Genomic DNA, 17,566 nt, shown 5'->3' on the forward strand with positions numbered 1-17,566 from the left:
TTTTTCGAAACACATCCAGTTTCACTTGTAAATAGACCCGTTTTATTTCCATACATTTTTTTAGATCCCAGCCAAACAATGGTACTGCCATCGATAATGAGTCAGGAGCGAGAAGTTGTTTTTTTGGTAATGAAGTTTTTAGCCCCAGCTTTAATTTGCTCAAGCAATATCCAAATATTCAATGGTACCGGATGGAGTAAAGCTTGGTAGTCAGTCGCTACTCGTTCAAAAAGTTGTTGTCTATAGACTGGGAGTGGCGAAGTAAGTTTAGCAAGCTTTTCAACATAAATCCTTACCTGTTCAGGTTCCTTGTACAGGCGAGTAAGTTCTTCAGTACAGTCCTCGGTGGCCAAGGATGGGGAAGCGATTAGCTCATCAATGTGTTTCATCAGTGGGGCTATAAGCCCTACCCATACACGAAAATCATCTGGGCGGTGTAATTCCAGTGTGTTCTGTAAATTACCAGCGGCTTCAAAATCTATTGCAATACCGAATTTGGCCGATTTACTTAGAGCATCTGTAACATCGGCAAGAGTGATCCTTTTTTCAAAACCTTCTGACAAGTCATGAAGCAGAGTAGCCAACCTCATGCCATACTTATGCAGATTACGTAAACAGCTGTCGCATTCCTGTGCCAAACGCTCCAGTCTCTCGGTTTCGAGTTCGAGAGCCTTCTTTTTAATCTCATTACGTATCGCAAAGCTAGCACCAAGCCAGACCGCAATAACGCTAGCTCCTGGCGTGATAAAAGCAGTCCATTCGAATGACATAGCCTAAACCTCTTCCGTGCAACTTTCTCCAGCCACCACCAAGTACCATTAACTGATATGGTAATTGAAAGCTCAAATCAGAGACTATAGAGAGTAGTGAAAATAAAAAAGGCACAATAAATGCTCTCATTATTCACTACATTAACATATCCCATCACTACCATCGCTATATAACTCACCAGACCTATAACCATGATTTTTAAAATAAATATTCATGATTTTACCTAATTGAGGCATACAAATCGTCACAGCCAATACCGTTAGGTTATGTCAGGTTTACTCTACTCACGTTTGCTTAGTGCGATTATTAGCATAATTTTTAAACATGAGAGCGAATGACTTAACAAGGATGCAATTGAGGGCAGCAAGTCACAATTTGTTGCTCAACCAAGCGGCATTTTTAACATAGCGTCTGTTTTCTGTGTACATAGACGTGTACATACTGAAAATATGGAGTTCTGTTTCGGATAGTGATAAATATAATGCTCCAATTTCGTACAATTAATAAATATTATTAATGTCAACGAGACTCGTTACAAATGTTACCATTCCGGTAACGTTCAAAAACAAGCGGGTTACCGTATGAAAATCATTCAATAATCGGCCAGCATTTATACTTAGCAGGATATGTTTACTCATTAATCGCCAGATTATGTAAACTAGCGCATTAAATTCAGGACCACTTGTGGTCGCCACAAAAATTTAGATTATGTCTTTTGTCAGCATTATTACTACAAAGTTACGCGAAGAGCAACGTAGCGCATTTCTCCTGTGCACTGTGCTTTCTCTTTTACTGTTATTGTGGCCCGTGGCGTTCACGCAGCCGCCCCGCTTCATTTTACGCATTGCAGTTTGTAATGTTTTGCTTATTGCCAGCGCTGCAGCAATTTACAGAAGTATGGCCGGGAAGGCTATTTCACTGGTGCTTTGCGCTTTTCTGTCTCTCAACTTTGCTATTGATTTTAGTACCTATAGTATTTACCAGAGTGAATTTAACGTCGCCTTTGCGATGAGCATATTAACCACGCATCTACGTGAAGTTAAAAGCATGGCGGGCATCTATCTTTATTATATGCCCGTCGCGGTTGCTCACTTTGCTATTACGCTTACCGCAATACATTTGCTGTCGAAAAAGCTAACCCGCAAGCAAGGTATTCTCTCTTTCGCTCTGCTGGCTATTTTTATTGCCTGGTTCTCTTTTGCTTGCTGGTCCAAAAAGCAAAAGGATAAAGAAGTCTATTACCCTCTGGCATCGCGTATATTAGTTAATACTCCTTTTTACGTCGTCTCGGATTTCATTATCGCGAATCGGGACAATCAACTGGCAGCCAAAATCAGCCAGGGCGGGCAAAATGACGCTCATCTGACCTGGCAGGATCAAGGCATAGAGACGTATGTCGTGGTCATTGGCGAATCCGCGCGACGTAACAATATGCAACTTTATGGCTTCTCGCTGGACACTACGCCTGTCGAAACGAAACTTAACCATAATGCGCTCATTTTCGAACACGCTATCGCGCCTGCTTCGGCTACCGTACTGGCGGTGCCTATGATCTTAAGCCGCGCAGATGCGGAACATTTCACCATTGATAACCTCTCAGACAATATTGTCAACGCAGCGAATAGAGCGGGCTTTAATACTTACTGGATAAGCGCGCAAGGAAACAGCGGTAAAAGCAACAATTATGTGGCTGCGATTGCAGCCACAAGCCACCATCTGAACTGGGTGGAGAGTCATTACGATGATGAATTATTACCCTGGTTCGATAACGCCCTAAAACAGCCCGGCAAAAAAGTCATTTTTTTGCATATCAACGGTAGCCATGAACTGGCTTGTACGCGCTATCCCAAAACTCATGATTATTATCATACCGGCAATAAATACGAAGATTGTTATAACAATGCTATTCGCTTCACCGATTATTTTCTGGGTGAAGTTATGGCGCGCCTGGCTAACCGCTCCGCGTCATTGCTCTATTTTTCCGATCATGGGCTGGAAAAAAATGCTGAGCTTGAGTCGATTTATATGCATGGCGCACGCTTCCCAAGTAAAGAAGCCTATGATGTTCCTCAGTTTATCTGGTATAGCGACAAAGCGCTTGGCAGCCAACCTCGTAATACAGGAAAAGTTGAGGCGCCGTGGTCTACCGCCAACAATTATTTCCTGATGCTGAGCTGGATGGGTATTTCAACAGCAGAGAAAAACTGCCGGTCAATACTGGACGTTTGCTTTCACCCGGATAAAACGTTCCCGGTCATGGACGGCGGACGGCATATTTTTGAATATCAAACGCTCAGGACTCATTTTAATGACCTTAAACCAGAGATTGCCGTAAAAGAGGCTGGCCAAAATTCCCTATAGCGCAGGAACGGTAAACCCCGTTACCTGCTGTTTTGCCAGCCACTCTGCCAGCGAACTTACCTGGGGGTGATGGAGGAATTTTACAAGCAGCCGCGCGCGGCCAGCGCCAACGCCCGGCAATTGCTGCCAACTGGCTTCATTGCGCATGGTAAGCTCCCGCCAGTTTTGGTCTGGCAACGTCCGCAGGGCGTTGGCGGGCAGCGGCAGGCCCATCGCTTTTAGCCAACGGTGAAACGGTAATTTGCGAGAAACCGAAAAACGATGCCAGAGCTGAACGGCGCGCTGTGGTGAAAACCCAGGCGTTTGTGATAAAGCTTCGGGCGTAAGCGCAAGCCAGGAGAAAAGGTGTTCGAAACGTTGAACGCGGTGCAACTGCTGCCAAGTGGCTTCGCCCAACCCGCTCAGGTCGAGCACAGATTTCTGGCTTAGCCACGCAAGCCGGGCGAGAAACTGAGCTTCGCACCCGGCGGATGCATAAAAGCAACTTACGGCTGCGTGCGGTTGTTTAACAGGCGGTTGGGGTTTATCGCGTTTCGCTACACGCCAGACGACCTCATCCAGCCGAGGAATACCCCGTCCCGCCAGGCTCACTGCCACGCTGTCGCCGGGCGCGACATCCCACTGGTCCCATTTTGAAACAGAGCCAATATTCGTACGGCGCACCCATTTGTCATCCAGCAACACGGGCTCCAGCTCCGCAACTACGCTCACTTTCCCCGTGCGTCCAACCGCGAAGCGAATGCTATTGACCGTTGTGACCTGCTTTACTGGCGGATATTTCCAGGCGACTACCCAGTTGCCTTGTCCTGGCTGCCAGTTTTTGCCGGAAGGCTCCTTTTCAGCGCGTACGACAACGCCATCCGTAACGAAGGGCAGCGGCGAATTAAACCATCGGTCTCGCCACTGGGCCACTTCCTTACTGGTAGCGACAGGTTTTGTCCACGCACTGGTCAGCGTGAAACCAGCCGCAGCCAACGCGGTTGCCCGACTCTCCATGCCAGCCGGCCCATCCGGCCACGCCCAGATAAAAATATCCAGTTCGCTAAGCAAAGGTGAAGCCTCACGGCGCATCATCGCTCCCGCCACCAGGGCTCGTGCGTTAATGCCGCCAGCCGCTTTTTGTTGATGTCCGTTACGCCGCCAGAAGATCTCACCCTGTAAGACACTGTTTTCCAGGGCTCCGGAAACCTGACGAGGAATAGCCGGAATACGCCGTACTTTTTCTGTCCAGTCCTCCCCATACAGGCCATCACCCCGGCTGATGGCCTGCTGTAGTAAGCCGGAACGATAAACCAACGTTACGGCTACGCCGTCTACTTTAGGTTGCACCCATAATGCCGATTTCTGGCGCATCCATTCACTGAGTTCGTTCGCATCGCTTAGTTTTCGCACCCCGGTATGTGGAACAGGATGAGGCAGGCGGCCTCTCGCCAGCGCAGGCGGGAGCGCAGGAATGGTTTCATGATGAAAACAACGTCGCCACTGGGCTAGCTGCGCGCTGAGCTGGTCATACACCGCGTCGCTGGTCTGGCTTTCGCCTTTCTGCCAGTAGGCTTCATCCCAACGCTTTAGCTGCGCCTGTAGCTGCGCCATCTCCTCTTTCGCACGTGATAATGGCCAGTCCGGGCAAGCCGCCTGAACGCCAAAACACCCCAGCCCTGCCAGTAGCCAGCTCGCTTTTCTTATCATCATCCGCTCTCCTGTACGCTTTCGCTGGAACATAAGCCCGGTGGCGAACCCACGCTATAGCGTGATGCGCGTTTCTGGAGAGGCTTTCAGAGAAATTGCCGTGAAGTTGCAAAAATTGCGCCGTGCTGGATGAAAACGCGCAAATATCAAAAGCTGAAGATGAAAAATGTGACAAAGGCTACGTCGCGCAGCCGCTACGTGTATAATAAGCCCGTATACGCCTCCTCTTTTGGCACACCAGGACGTAAACACACTCATGGCTCAAGGCACGCTTTATATTATTTCCGCCCCCAGCGGCGCAGGTAAGTCCAGTCTTATTCAGGCTTTTTTAAAGACACAACCGCTTTACGATTCGCAGGTCTCTGTTTCGCACACTACTCGCGGCCCGCGCCCGGGCGAAGTTCACGGCGAACATTACTTCTTCGTCAATCATGATGAATTTAGAAAAATGATCGCCGAAGATGCTTTTCTTGAACATGCGGAAGTGTTTGGCAATTATTATGGAACTTCACGCGCGTCGATTGAGCAGGTGCTCGCTACTGGCGTAGATATATTCCTGGATATTGACTGGCAAGGCGCGCAGCAGATCCGTAAAAAAATGCCGCAAGCGCGCAGCATTTTTATTCTGCCGCCTTCAAAAGAAGAGCTGGACCGACGTTTGCGCGGTCGTGGTCAGGACAGCGAAGAAGTTATCGCAAAGCGCATGGCGCAGGCGGTAGCGGAAATGAGCCACTACGCTGAATATGATTATCTTATTGTGAATGATGATTTCGATATGGCGCTCGCCGATCTGAAAACCATCCTTCGCGCGGAACGTCTGCGCATGAGCCGCCAGAAGCAGCGACATGACGCATTAATCACCAAACTATTGGCAGACTGAAGCCACTTTCAGTATTATGCCCAGTCATTTCTTCATCTGTGGAGCATTTTTAGTATGGCACGCGTAACTGTTCAGGACGCTGTAGAGAAAATTGGTAACCGTTTTGATCTGGTGCTGGTCGCCGCTCGTCGCGCTCGTCAGATGCAGGTAGGCGGCAAGGATCCGCTGGTACCGGAAGAAAACGATAAAACTACCGTTATCGCGCTGCGCGAAATCGAAGAAGGCCTGATTAACAATCAGATCCTCGACGTACGTGAGCGCCAGGAGCAGCAGGAGCAGGAAGCCGCAGAACTGCAGGCCGTCACCGCTATTGCTGAAGGTCGTCGTTAATAACGCTGCGGGTAGCCCTTGTATCTGTTTGAAAGCCTGAATCAGCTGATTCAACAATACCTGCCGCAGGACCAGATTAAGCGCCTGCAGCAGGCTTATCTCGTTGCACGTGATGCTCACGAGGGACAAACACGTTCAAGCGGCGAACCCTATATCACTCACCCGGTGGCGGTGGCCTGTATTCTGGCCGAGATGAAACTCGACTATGAAACGCTGATGGCTGCGCTACTGCATGACGTGATTGAAGATACCCCTGCCACCTACCAGGATATGGAACAGCTGTTTGGCAAAAGCGTTGCCGAACTGGTGGAGGGGGTTTCCAAGCTCGACAAGCTTAAGTTCCGCGATAAGAAAGAGGCGCAGGCCGAAAACTTTCGCAAGATGATTATGGCGATGGTGCAGGATATCCGCGTCATTCTCATCAAACTTGCCGACCGCACCCACAATATGCGTACGCTGGGTTCTCTGCGCCCGGATAAACGTCGCCGCATCGCCCGTGAAACGCTCGAAATCTACAGCCCGCTGGCTCACCGTCTCGGTATTCATCATTTGAAGACGGAGCTGGAAGAGCTTGGCTTTGAAGCGCTTTACCCCAACCGCTACCGCGTTATCAAAGAGGTAGTGAAAGCGGCGCGCGGCAATCGCAAAGAGATGATTCAGAAAATCCTCTCCGAGATCGAAGGACGTTTACAGGAAGCGGGGATTCCGTGCCGCGTCAGCGGTCGCGAAAAGCATCTTTACTCCATCTATTGCAAGATGGTGCTCAAAGAGCAACGTTTCCACTCCATTATGGATATCTACGCGTTTCGCGTAATCGTTAAGGATGTGGATACGTGCTACCGCGTGCTCGGACAGATGCACAGCCTCTATAAGCCGCGCCCGGGGCGCATGAAAGACTACATCGCTATCCCCAAGGCGAACGGCTATCAGTCTCTGCATACCTCCATGATTGGCCCTCACGGCGTGCCAGTTGAAGTCCAGATCCGCACGGAAGATATGGACCAGATGGCGGAAATGGGTGTCGCGGCGCACTGGGCTTATAAAGAGCGCAACGAGAGCAGCACCACCGCGCAAATCCGCGCGCAGCGCTGGATGCAAAGCCTGCTGGAACTTCAACAGAGCGCCGGCAGCTCATTTGAATTTATTGAGAGCGTTAAATCCGATCTCTTCCCGGATGAGATTTACGTTTTCACCCCGGAAGGGCGCATTGTCGAATTGCCTGCTGGCGCCACGCCAGTCGACTTCGCCTATGCGGTACATACAGATATTGGCCACGCCTGTGTTGGCGCCCGCGTCGACCGCCAGCCTTATCCGCTTTCGCAATCGCTTTCCAGCGGTCAGACAGTTGAAATCATCACCGCGCCGGGTGCTCGTCCGAACGCCGCCTGGCTGAACTTTGTCGTGAGCTCAAAAGCGCGCGCCAAGATTCGCCAGATGCTGAAAAACTTAAAGCGCGACGATTCGGTAAGCCTGGGCCGCCGTCTGCTCAACCATGCGCTCGGCGGCAGCCGCAAGCTTGCCGAAATCCCGCAAGAGAATATCCATCGTGAGCTTGAGCGTATGAAGCTCGCTACCCTCGACGATCTGCTCTCGGAGATTGGTCTTGGCAATGCTATGAGCGTCGTTGTAGCGAAGAATCTGCTGCAAGGCGAAACGTCGGCTACAGGCTCGCAAAGCGGCTCGGCCAGTCACAGCCACCTGCCTATTAAAGGCGCGGACGGCGTGCTTATCACCTTTGCGAAATGCTGCCGTCCTATTCCTGGCGACCCCATAGTGGCGCATGTCAGCCCGGGCAAGGGGCTCGTGATTCACCATGAGTCATGTCGAAATATCCGCGGCTACCAGAAAGAGCCAGAAAAATTCATGGCGGTCGAGTGGGATAAAGAGACCGAGCAGGAATTTATCACTGAAATTAAGGTGGACATGTTCAACCACCAGGGCGCGCTGGCGAACCTGACGGCGGCAATCAATACTGCTGGCAGTAACATCCAGAGTCTGAACACAGAAGAGAAAGATGGCCGCGTTTACAGCGCTTTCATTCGCCTGACGGCGCGCGACCGTATCCATCTGGCGAATATTATGCGCAAGATCCGCGTGATGCCGGATGTCATTAAAGTTAACCGCAACAGAAACTAGCGTTATGAATCCTCAGCGTTATGCGCGAATCCGTGAAATGCTTGCCCTCCGTCAGCCAGACCTGACGGTTTGCATGGAGCAGGTGCATAAACCTCATAACGTCTCGGCTATTATCCGCACGGCAGACGCCGTTGGCGTGCACGAGGTACATGCCGTCTGGCCGAGCAGCCGGATGCGCACCATGGCCTCTTCGGCCGCAGGAAGCAACAGCTGGGTAGAGGTGAAAACACATCGCACTATTGGCGATGCGGTTGGCGAACTCAAAGCGCAGGGCATGCAAGTGCTGGCGACCCACCTTTCCGATAAAGCGGTGGATTTTCGTGAAATCGACTATACCCGGCCTACCTGTATTTTGATGGGCCAGGAAAAGACGGGCATCACCGAGGAAGCGCTGGCGCTTGCCGATCGGGACATCATCATTCCGATGATCGGCATGGTGCAATCGCTTAATGTTTCAGTCGCCTCCGCGTTAATTCTTTATGAAGCGCAGCGCCAGCGTCAAAACGCCGGCATGTACGAACGTGAAAACAGTACCCTGCCGCAATCAGAGCAACAGCGCCTGCTGTTTGAAGGCGGCTATCCGGTGCTGGCAAAAGTCGCTAAGCGCAAAGGACTTGCTTACCCCCACGTTAATCAGCATGGTGAAATCGAAGCTGACGCGGGCTGGTGGGCGACAATGCAGGCGGCGGAGTAAACCATGAAAGGCCGTCTGCTGGATGCGGTTCCGTTAAGCTCGCTTACCGGCGTCGGCGCCAGCCAGAGCGCGAAGCTGGCGAAGCTCGGCCTGCATACAGTTCAGGATCTGCTGTTCCATTTCCCGCTGCGTTACGAAGACCGCACTCAACTTTCCACTATTAGCGACTTACTGCCGGGGGTATACGCCACCGTAGAAGCCGAAGTGCTGAACTGCAATATTGTCTTTGGCCGTAAGCGTATGATGGTATGCCAGCTTAGCGATGGCACTGGGGTGCTGACGCTGCGCTTTTTCAACTTTAACGCGGGCATGAAGAATAACCTTGCGCATGGCCGCCGGGTCCTGGCGTATGGCGAAGTGAAGCGCGGACAGTACGGCGCGGAGATGATACATCCCGAATACCGCGTTCAGGGCGATCTGGAAACAACCGAGCTGCAGGAGACGCTTACGCCGGTTTACCCGACCACCGAAGGGGTTCGACAGGCTACGCTTCGCAAACTCACAGACCAGGCGCTGGAAGTGCTGGATACCTGTCCCGTTGCTGAATTGCTGCCCGTAGAGCTGTCGCAAGGCTTAATGAGCCTGCCGGAAGCCATCCGCACGCTGCATCGTCCCCCACCTTCGCTACAGCTGACCGACCTCGAAAGCGGAAAACATCCGGCGCAGCGGCGCCTGATTCTGGAAGAACTGCTGGCGCACAACCTGAGCATGCTGGCGCTGCGGGCGGGCGCGCAGCGCTATCGCGCCCTGCCGCTTGATGCTAAAGATAAGCTAAAAAGTCAGTTCCTTAGCTCGCTGCCATTTACCCCAACGGCGGCGCAAAACCGCGTGGTTGCGGAAATTGAACACGACCTGTCGCTCGATATCCCCATGATGCGCCTGGTGCAGGGGGATGTTGGCTCCGGTAAGACGCTGGTTGCGGCGCTTGCCGCTTTGCGGGCTATATCTCATGGCCAACAGGTAGCCATGATGGCGCCAACGGAACTGCTCGCCGAACAACATGCGAATAACTTTCGCAACTGGTTTGCGCCGCTCGGTATCGAAGTAGGCTGGCTGGCTGGCAAACAGAAAGGGAAAGCGCGTTTGTCGCAACAGGAAGCCATCGCCAGCGGGCAGGTGCCGATGGTCGTGGGGACGCACGCCATTTTTCAGGAACAGGTCCAGTTCAAAAACCTCGCGCTGGTTATTATTGATGAACAGCATCGCTTCGGTGTTCACCAGCGCCTTGCGCTGTGGGAAAAAGGCCAGCAGCAGGGCTTTCATCCCCATCAGCTCATCATGACCGCGACGCCTATTCCGCGAACGCTGGCGATGACCGCTTACGCCGATCTCGATACCTCTGTCATTGATGAGTTGCCGCCAGGGCGTACGCCAGTGACCACCGTCGCCATTCCTGATACGCGCCGTAGCGATATTATCGATCGCGTACGGCACGCCTGCACTCAGGAGGGCCGTCAGGCTTACTGGGTGTGTACGTTGATTGAAGAGTCAGACTTATTAGAAGCACAGGCCGCTGAAGCGACGTGGGAAGAGCTAAAAACGTCCCTGCCGGAGCTAAAAGTGGCGCTGGTGCATGGCCGCATGAAGCCGCAGGAAAAGCAGGCGGTGATGCTCTCTTTTAAACAGGGCGACGTTGATCTGCTGGTAGCGACCACGGTCATTGAAGTAGGCGTGGATGTGCCAAACGCCAGCCTGATGATAATCGAAAACCCCGAGCGCCTCGGCCTGGCGCAGCTTCATCAGCTGCGTGGACGCGTTGGGCGGGGCGCCGTCGCTTCGCATTGCGTTCTGCTTTATAAAGCGCCTCTGTCAAAAACGGCGCAGGTGCGCCTGCAGGTGCTGCGCGACAGCAATGATGGCTTTGTCATCGCCCAAAAAGATTTAGAAATCCGCGGTCCGGGCGAACTGCTTGGTACCCGCCAGACGGGTAACGCGGAGTTTAAAGTGGCGGATCTGCTGCGCGATCAGGCGCTTATTCCTGAAGTGCAGCGCATCGCCCGCCATATTCACGAGTATTTCCCTGAGCAGGCTGCCGCTTTGATTGAGCGCTGGATGCCCGAAACGGAAAAATACTCTAATGCATAAATAATAAATTACACTTTTTTCGGCATAAGAATTAATTCACTCCGTCAATCACCTTCTGTCCACTTATCATATTATTCATTTTTTCTATAAATGGATCTGTTGCATCCATTATATTTTAAAATGATGCAGACCTATTAATTGTTAACTCAGCCCATTAACCCGGGCTATATTCCTATAAAAGAACTTTCGCACGAAAAACCAAAAATAAAACACATTCAAAAAAAGAATAAATTAAAGCCACCTGGAAAGTAACATCGCAGGCAGAGGTTTGACTGTTTTTAAGCGGCCATTCTATGATCAAAATAACCTGGTAACCGCGAAAGCTCTACGTTGTCATCTGGATTAAATAACTCACGCGACAGAATGTTCGTTATTCTAAAATATAGGGTTCCATGATGAAAAAATTAGCCTTAATCATCGCTGTAAGCAGCATATTAACGTCTGCTACAGCTATTTCCGCTAATGATATTCCGGCCGTGCTGGATATTAGTGGGTCAATACAGGACAGCACCAGTGGTTGCGCCGTTGAGTTGAGCCGTTCACTGGTGCATCTGGCAAGCCAGGATGTTGCTGCTTTGCCGGAACAGGGACAACCGCTTTCTGATGCCATTTCCCGGGATGCCGTGTCGGCCTTTTTAACGGGAGACAACTGTAAAGGCATTGCGCTCAATTTCATGGGTACCGTCGCCGGAGATGGTTCTGCGCTTAGCAATGCCGATGAGGGTAGCGCCGCCGCAACAGGCGTGGGCATAGGCGTTTATGACGCGTCAGGCGAAATTATTACGCCGAACGTTAGCGCCAGATACATTATGCAAGGTGTTAATAGTTACCCATTTCATCTGGCGATGGTTAAGTTAAAAAATCAGGAACCTACCCCCGGTTCAGTACAAAGTTCAGTAACCGTGCAGATTGACCGGATGTAAAAATAATGTGCAGTACATGATTATTACCTATTAGCAGCAGGCGTTGGCGTTTATGACGGTATGGGAGGTGAAGTTATTGTTCCCAATATTACCCTGAAACCGACGCTGGAAGGCCGCTGCTCTTTCGGGTGGGTATGGTGAAATTAAAAGACCAGGCGCCTGGTGCTGGCTCAGTACAATCGTCATTAACCGTGCAAATTGAAAGACTCTAATTTTAGTTAATGTAAAAACCCACCTGTGAGGTAATTTTTTAATTACTTCGCAGGTTATTTCTTACTGCGTTCTTATGGATTTAAAATGAAAAAATTACTCCTGACAACTCTTTTGACTGCGGCTTGCTGGTCAGGAATGTCTCATGCGGCATTAACTTTAAATGCCGACAGGTTGATTTACAACGAAAAAGATGGCGATGCTTCTGTTACGGTTCACAGTAATGAAGACCGCGCTTATCTTATTCAGTCCTGGCTGGATGCAGGCGACAGCACGGTTAAAAAGAATTTACCGTTTGTTGTAACACCGCCTTTATTTCGCCTCGCGCCTAAAAGCGATAACGTCATTCGTGTTGTTTATCTGGGAAATGGTTTGCCTGCCGATCGCGAAAGCCTTTTCTGGCTGGATGTGAAAGGGGTGCCGGGTTTAAACGATGAAGAGTCTAAAGTTGAAAACCGCATGGTGTTGGCGATTAACAACCGCATTAAATTTTTCTTCCGCCCTGCCAGCCTGAAAGGCGATCCGGGCGACGCGGTTAAAAACCTGCACTGGTCGCTTTCCGGTAATACGGCGAAAGTGGATAACGCGTCGCCTTTTTATGTCGTGCTGAGTGATATTTCTGTTGATAAAGAAGCCATACCGGTATCCGTTATCGACAACAACACCGTTATCCCGCCTTTTGGAAACAAGACTTATCGGCTTAAGCACGCCCCGTCGACTGGCGCAGGTGTGGAATGGAGCGCTGTTAACGACTTTGGTGTTGAGTCCAAAACATTTACACAACGTCTTAATTAACTAACAGGACGTTATGCGCGGCACAAGGATTAAGTGGCTTGCCTCTTTTGTAGCAACGGCGATTTTCGCTCGCTCAGTATTAGCAGGTGAATATTTTGACCCGGGTCTGTTGCAGGCGGTGAATGGCAGCGCAGCCATCAGCGATACCAGCCTGCTGAGCCAGGGTTATCAGCCGCCTGGCATTTATCGGGTGCACATCAGCGTAAATGGCAGCGTAGTGACGGTTAGCAGCGTCAGGTTTGAGTTGAACAAAGAGAAGCAGCTGGTTCCGTGCCTCTCTTTTAAAACTTACCAGAAACTGGGGGTGGATATGAGCAAAGTGGATTCAAAAGCGCAGGATAATGAGCTTAAGAACACCTGCGAGTCCATGGAAGAGCAAATCCCCGGCACAAAAGCCAGTTTTGATTTTTCAAAACTGGCGCTGGAGATTGCGATTCCCCAGACGGTATTGCGTGATGAATCGTTGATGGGCGTTCCCCAGGAAGAGTGGGACGACGGTATTCCTGCGCTTCTCACGATGTACCAGCTTTCTGGTCAGCAATACCTTTCGCGTAATGACAGCGTATCGGACTCGGTCTACGCCAACCTGACCAATGGCCTCAATATTGGCCGCTGGCGCTACCGTAATAACGCAACGGTGAGTAAAGATGAAGGCTGGAAGAGCATCAGTAATTATGTCGAAACCGCTATCCATGCCCTTAAAGGCGAATTAACGCTGGGCGATGCCAGCACGCCTGGTGACATATTTGACAGCCTGCTGATTCGCGGCGCGCAGCTAAGCTCTGACAATGACATGATCCCGGATCAGCTCACGGGGTTCGCGCCGATTATTCGCGGCATTGCCAAAAGCAATGCGCGCGTAACGGTGCGTGAAAACGGCAACGTGATTTATCAGCGTTCTGTGCCGCCAGGACCTTTTATGATTGGCGATCTGTCATCGGTTTCCAATGGCGGTAAGCTCGAGGTGGTGGTGACAGAAGCGGATGGCTCCGAGTCGCGCAGCACCGTTGCGTACTCCAGCGTTCCGCAGCTGCTGCGCACCTGGCAGATAAAATATAACCTGACGGCGGGCCGCTACCTTTCGTCTTCAGACTCTGGCAATGAAAAGCCTGAAATTCTGCAGGCCGCGCTGTCCTGGGGGTTACCGCTTAACGCCACCGTGTATGGCGGCAGTCAGTATCAGGATAAATTTAAAGCCTTCAGTCTTGGCCTGGGCTTTGATTTCCAGAGCCTGGGCGGCATTGCTCTGGACGTTACGCGCAGTAGAGGGCGCCGGGAAAACTCGCCGGAATATACCGGCGATATGGTGCGTTTGACTTACCGTAATGACATCCCGGAAACGGATACGCAGATCCAACTGGACAATCGCTACTACCTGAGTGATTACCTGTCGTTCAGCGACTGGGCGGATTCGGAAACACCGTTTGCCGACACCCGCAAACGTCGCGAGTACAACCTGACGGTTAACCAGTCGGTGACTGACGAACACAGTTTCTTCGCCACCCTCAGCCGCAGCGAAAACAGGGATAACGCCGTTTCCCGGATGTGGCAGGTGGGCTGGAACGGCTCGTATAAAATGGTCAGTTTTTCGCTGGCTTACAGCATGACGCGTAACGAAGGCGATCCGCAATGGGATAAACAACTGGCGTTGACGCTTTCGCTGCCGCTTAGCGAAGCGTTCCCGCGCGCTCAGCCGATGGTGAACTACACGGCGACATCCGGTTTGCAGGGCGACCTGTCGAACCAGGTCGGGATCACCGGAAAAGTAGGCGATCGCCAGGATCTGAGCTGGAATACGCAGCTTTCTTATGCTTCGCAGCATGACCAGAGCGATACCCAGAGCGGTTCGGCAGGCCTCGACTATCAGGGCCGATACGGCGATATGAACATCACCTATAACGCCGATGAGAACCAGTACATGACGTGGAACGCGTCGGGCAGTCTGGTCGCCCATCGTCATGGCATTACCGCTGGCCGCTACTCGAATAATAGCCTCGCGCTGGTCGCCATTCCCGACACGCCGGATGTGGCGCTGGAGGGCGGACAGAATATCGCGACCGATTCGCGCGGCTATGCGCTGGTACCGGATTTACGCGCGTATCACCGCAACCCGTTAAGCATTGATACACGAGCCAGTAAAGAGGTCGATTTTACCAGCACCTCTACCCAGGTCGTGCCGACGAAAGACGCGATTGTAATGGCCCGGTTTGCGGCGGTAAGCGGGCGTAAAGCGGTGCTCACGGTTAAACACAACGGCGACTATTTGCCCTTTGGCGCCCGGGCGCGCATTGAAGGTAATGACGAAACGTATTATGTCGGCGATGCGGGACAAGTCTATTTGAACACTGCGCCGGATAAAGGCGTGGTGCGTTTTACCTGGGGTGATAAACAACAGTGCTCCGCGCCCGTGGAATTACCCGCGAAAAGCGGCGCAAAACTGCCGGTCGCCTTACTGGCTGTGGAGTGCCATTGATAATCATGAAGAAAACCATTTCTCGCCTGGCTAAGGCAGCAATTTTAACGACGATTTTTCACAGCGCCGTGACCATAGCGGGAGATTGCCAGGGCATAAAGCGAAGCGAACCGCTTAATTTAACCGTGCCGGTTACGGTGCAGTTGCCGGCTCGCGTGGCGGCAGAGCCGACCGGAGCTGTGCTTTATAAAAAAGAGGCTTCGCTGGCGCAATTAACCGGCGCACATCGCCCCATTACCGGCGAATGTCTGGAGAAAATCAGGAAAGTGCTGAACGGGAGAATGACGGCGCGACAGAGCGGGTTTAACACTTTCGCCACCGCTCTACCCGGGCTGGGCCTGCGCCTGACGGTGATTTATAACAAACCGGGCGCCACGCGCAAAGAATGGGTTTTGCCTTTCAGCGCCCCGGTTGCTGATTTATCCCAGGCCGCTATTACTACCGATGATTTAACACTTCGCTTTGAAGCAGTGAAAACGGGTGCTATCCAGAGCGGAACGCTGAACCTGCGATTGCCATCGTTGCTTTCCCTTAATGATAACTCGCTGGTAGTGAATATGGCGGTAAATGTATTAACGGCGAAAGCGCACTGCGCTATTCAGGTGCCAAATCCGCAAATTGATTTGCCGCCTATTGATGCGAAAGAACTGGCCAGCAGCGGAGCTAAAAAGCCTTATCCCGTGAGCGTTAATTTGTTATGCCTGAATACCAAAAAGGCCAGCATTAATGTTGAAGGCGCGAATGACCCTCAAATACCGTCAATATTTAAAAATGTTGCGCCAGATAACCCGGCATCCGGCGTCGGGATTGAGATGCTCTATAACAGTAGCGTCCTGTTCCCGGGCCGACCGATGGAAATAATATTGCCGCAACAGCAAAACGGGTTCGCTTTGCCCCTTGCTGTGCGCTATGCCAAAACCGATGAGAAAATCACAAAGGGAAATGTAAAGGCGCAAATAACGCTACGCATCAATTATCTTTAAAAGATTCACAACCAAATAAGAAATATGGAAGTGCTATTACCCTTTTTCATAAAGGGGGAGTGCGCTTCGCCTATTTCACATTCAAGGAAAATATAAGGATATTTATTATGAAAAAGACTGTATTAGGTTTGGCTGTTTCCGCACTGTTCATGGTTGGCGCTGCTCAGGCAACAACAAATCCGAATGATGTTTCTGCCACCCTGGCTGTTACGGGTAGCGTTACTGCAACCGAGTCTGCCTGTTCTGTAACGCTCTCTAATGCAACGGTAAACCTGACCGAAGATATTTCTACAATGGTTGAAGCCGGGCAAAAACCGAACACGCTGAAAGGCGTTAATTTAAGCGTCAGCGGCGATAATAACTGCACCGATATGCTGGCCCAGGGCAAGCTGGCTTATAAATTCCTCGGCACCGCTGACAATGCTGACGGCACTACGCTTGCAAACAGCGCCAGCCAGGAAACGGCTGCAAAAGGTGTCGGCATCGGACTTTACACCATTGCTGGCGAAGCGATGAATATTAATGAAGATACCGTAACCGCAACCACTTCTGCTTACACACTTCAACTGGGTCTGGTGAAACTGGCAGGCCAGGAACCAACCGTAGGCGCCGTTCAGGGCTCTCTGACCGTTCAGATCGAACGTCTGTAAGCATAACTAAAGCCTTCGTCGTGTCACGAAGGCTTTTTTGCTTTGTATAAGGATAGTGGAAATGAAAAAAGCATTAATGGCCTTGATGCTCTCTTCTTTATTCGCCGCCAGCGCTGCATGGGCTGAAGATAATTCAGCTTCGCTGCAGATTAGCGGTACCGTTATGAACGGTAATTCTGACTGCTATATTTACGTCGAATCGTCTGTCTCCTTGAGTGGTCAAACTGATCAGCTTATTCCACAAGGGACCAATGCTACAGCACCGAAAAATTTGCCTATCTCCATCGGCAATGTGGGGGGTTATTGCCCGGCGCCTGAAAAGGTTTCCATTCAATTACATGCGGTTGCGGATGATGCCGATGGGACGGTAATCGCCAATAATGATGTAAGCGAAAATGGCGCAAAAGGCGTTGGCATTGGTGTTTTTGATAAAAATAAAACACCGCTGAATATTAACGGCGGTGTGATTCCGGTTAACGGAGCAATCAGTGAAATTAATTTACAACTGGTAAAATTAAATGGACAAACGCCGACCGAAGGAACCGTTCATGGCACCCTGACCCTTGACCTGGTGCGTCTGTAAGCC

14 protein-coding genes are annotated in these 17,566 nt (G+C 51.2%); 12 read left to right on the forward strand and 2 right to left on the reverse strand.

Annotation, left to right across the window (positions count from 1 at the left end; genetic code table 11):
• Window positions 1–101 precede the first annotated feature (101 nt).
• Entirely contained in the window at window positions 102–770 is a 669-nt protein-coding gene (locus tag ACU4F7_RS21540) for a hypothetical protein (protein ID WP_481637739.1), read from the reverse strand.
• A gap of 709 nt (window positions 771–1,479) precedes the next feature.
• On the opposite strand from ACU4F7_RS21540, the gene ACU4F7_RS21545 reads away from it, so the two are divergent.
• Complete coding sequence (locus ACU4F7_RS21545) at window positions 1,480–3,132, forward strand: phosphoethanolamine transferase (protein ID WP_481637740.1); 1,653 nt, start codon at window positions 1,480–1,482, stop codon at window positions 3,130–3,132.
• On the opposite strand, the gene ligB is transcribed toward ACU4F7_RS21545, so the two are convergent.
• On the reverse strand, window positions 3,127–4,821 hold the full coding sequence (ligB, locus tag ACU4F7_RS21550) for an NAD-dependent DNA ligase LigB (protein ID WP_481638763.1): 1,695 nt from the start codon (window positions 4,819–4,821) through the stop codon (window positions 3,127–3,129). The two genes, ACU4F7_RS21545 and ligB, sit on opposite strands and share 6 nt — an antisense overlap.
• A gap of 256 nt (window positions 4,822–5,077) precedes the next feature.
• Here ligB and gmk point away from each other — a divergent pair, with 256 nt between their 5' ends.
• From gmk to ACU4F7_RS21605, 11 genes are all read left to right on the forward strand, one after another.
• Window positions 5,078–5,701, forward strand: coding sequence for a guanylate kinase (gmk, locus tag ACU4F7_RS21555; RefSeq protein WP_024557861.1), 624 nt, complete (start codon window positions 5,078–5,080; stop codon window positions 5,699–5,701).
• A gap of 54 nt (window positions 5,702–5,755) precedes the next feature.
• Window positions 5,756–6,031 (forward strand): DNA-directed RNA polymerase subunit omega, encoded by a 276-nt coding sequence (rpoZ, locus tag ACU4F7_RS21560; protein WP_000135058.1) that lies wholly within the window; start codon window positions 5,756–5,758, stop codon window positions 6,029–6,031.
• 18 nt (window positions 6,032–6,049) lie between these two features.
• The gene (gene spoT / locus ACU4F7_RS21565; protein WP_029589930.1) at window positions 6,050–8,167 is read left to right on the forward strand and encodes a bifunctional GTP diphosphokinase/guanosine-3',5'-bis pyrophosphate 3'-pyrophosphohydrolase; all 2,118 of its coding nucleotides are present in this window, start codon (window positions 6,050–6,052) and stop codon (window positions 8,165–8,167) included.
• A 4-nt stretch (window positions 8,168–8,171) separates the two neighbouring features.
• A complete protein-coding gene (gene trmH, locus ACU4F7_RS21570) occupies window positions 8,172–8,861 on the forward strand; it encodes a tRNA (guanosine(18)-2'-O)-methyltransferase TrmH (protein WP_029589931.1) in 690 nt (229 codons plus the stop codon).
• 3 nt (window positions 8,862–8,864) lie between these two features.
• Window positions 8,865–10,946: an ATP-dependent DNA helicase RecG gene (gene recG, locus ACU4F7_RS21575; RefSeq protein WP_481637741.1), complete on the forward strand. Its 2,082-nt coding sequence runs from the start codon at window positions 8,865–8,867 to the stop codon at window positions 10,944–10,946.
• A 392-nt stretch (window positions 10,947–11,338) separates the two neighbouring features.
• Window positions 11,339–11,869, forward strand: a complete 531-nt coding sequence (locus ACU4F7_RS21580) for a fimbrial protein (RefSeq protein WP_051237731.1) — start codon at window positions 11,339–11,341, stop codon at window positions 11,867–11,869.
• Between the two features lie 297 nt (window positions 11,870–12,166).
• Entirely contained in the window at window positions 12,167–12,874 is a 708-nt protein-coding gene (locus tag ACU4F7_RS21585) for a fimbrial biogenesis chaperone (RefSeq protein WP_481637742.1), read from the forward strand.
• Window positions 12,875–12,887: 13 nt separating this feature from the next.
• Complete coding sequence (locus ACU4F7_RS21590; protein WP_481637743.1) at window positions 12,888–15,347, forward strand: fimbria/pilus outer membrane usher protein; 2,460 nt, start codon at window positions 12,888–12,890, stop codon at window positions 15,345–15,347.
• A gap of 5 nt (window positions 15,348–15,352) precedes the next feature.
• Window positions 15,353–16,330: a fimbrial protein gene (locus tag ACU4F7_RS21595; protein ID WP_029589936.1), complete on the forward strand. Its 978-nt coding sequence runs from the start codon at window positions 15,353–15,355 to the stop codon at window positions 16,328–16,330.
• A gap of 107 nt (window positions 16,331–16,437) precedes the next feature.
• Window positions 16,438–16,980 carry a fimbrial protein gene (locus ACU4F7_RS21600; protein WP_029589937.1) on the forward strand — a complete coding sequence of 181 codons (543 nt, stop codon included), beginning with the start codon at window positions 16,438–16,440 and terminating at the stop codon, window positions 16,978–16,980.
• 61 nt (window positions 16,981–17,041) lie between these two features.
• Window positions 17,042–17,563: a fimbrial protein gene (locus ACU4F7_RS21605; protein WP_029589938.1), complete on the forward strand. Its 522-nt coding sequence runs from the start codon at window positions 17,042–17,044 to the stop codon at window positions 17,561–17,563.
• The last annotated feature ends 3 nt before the right edge of the window (window positions 17,564–17,566 follow it).

The sequence above is a fragment of the Franconibacter pulveris genome, from assembly GCF_056780215.1.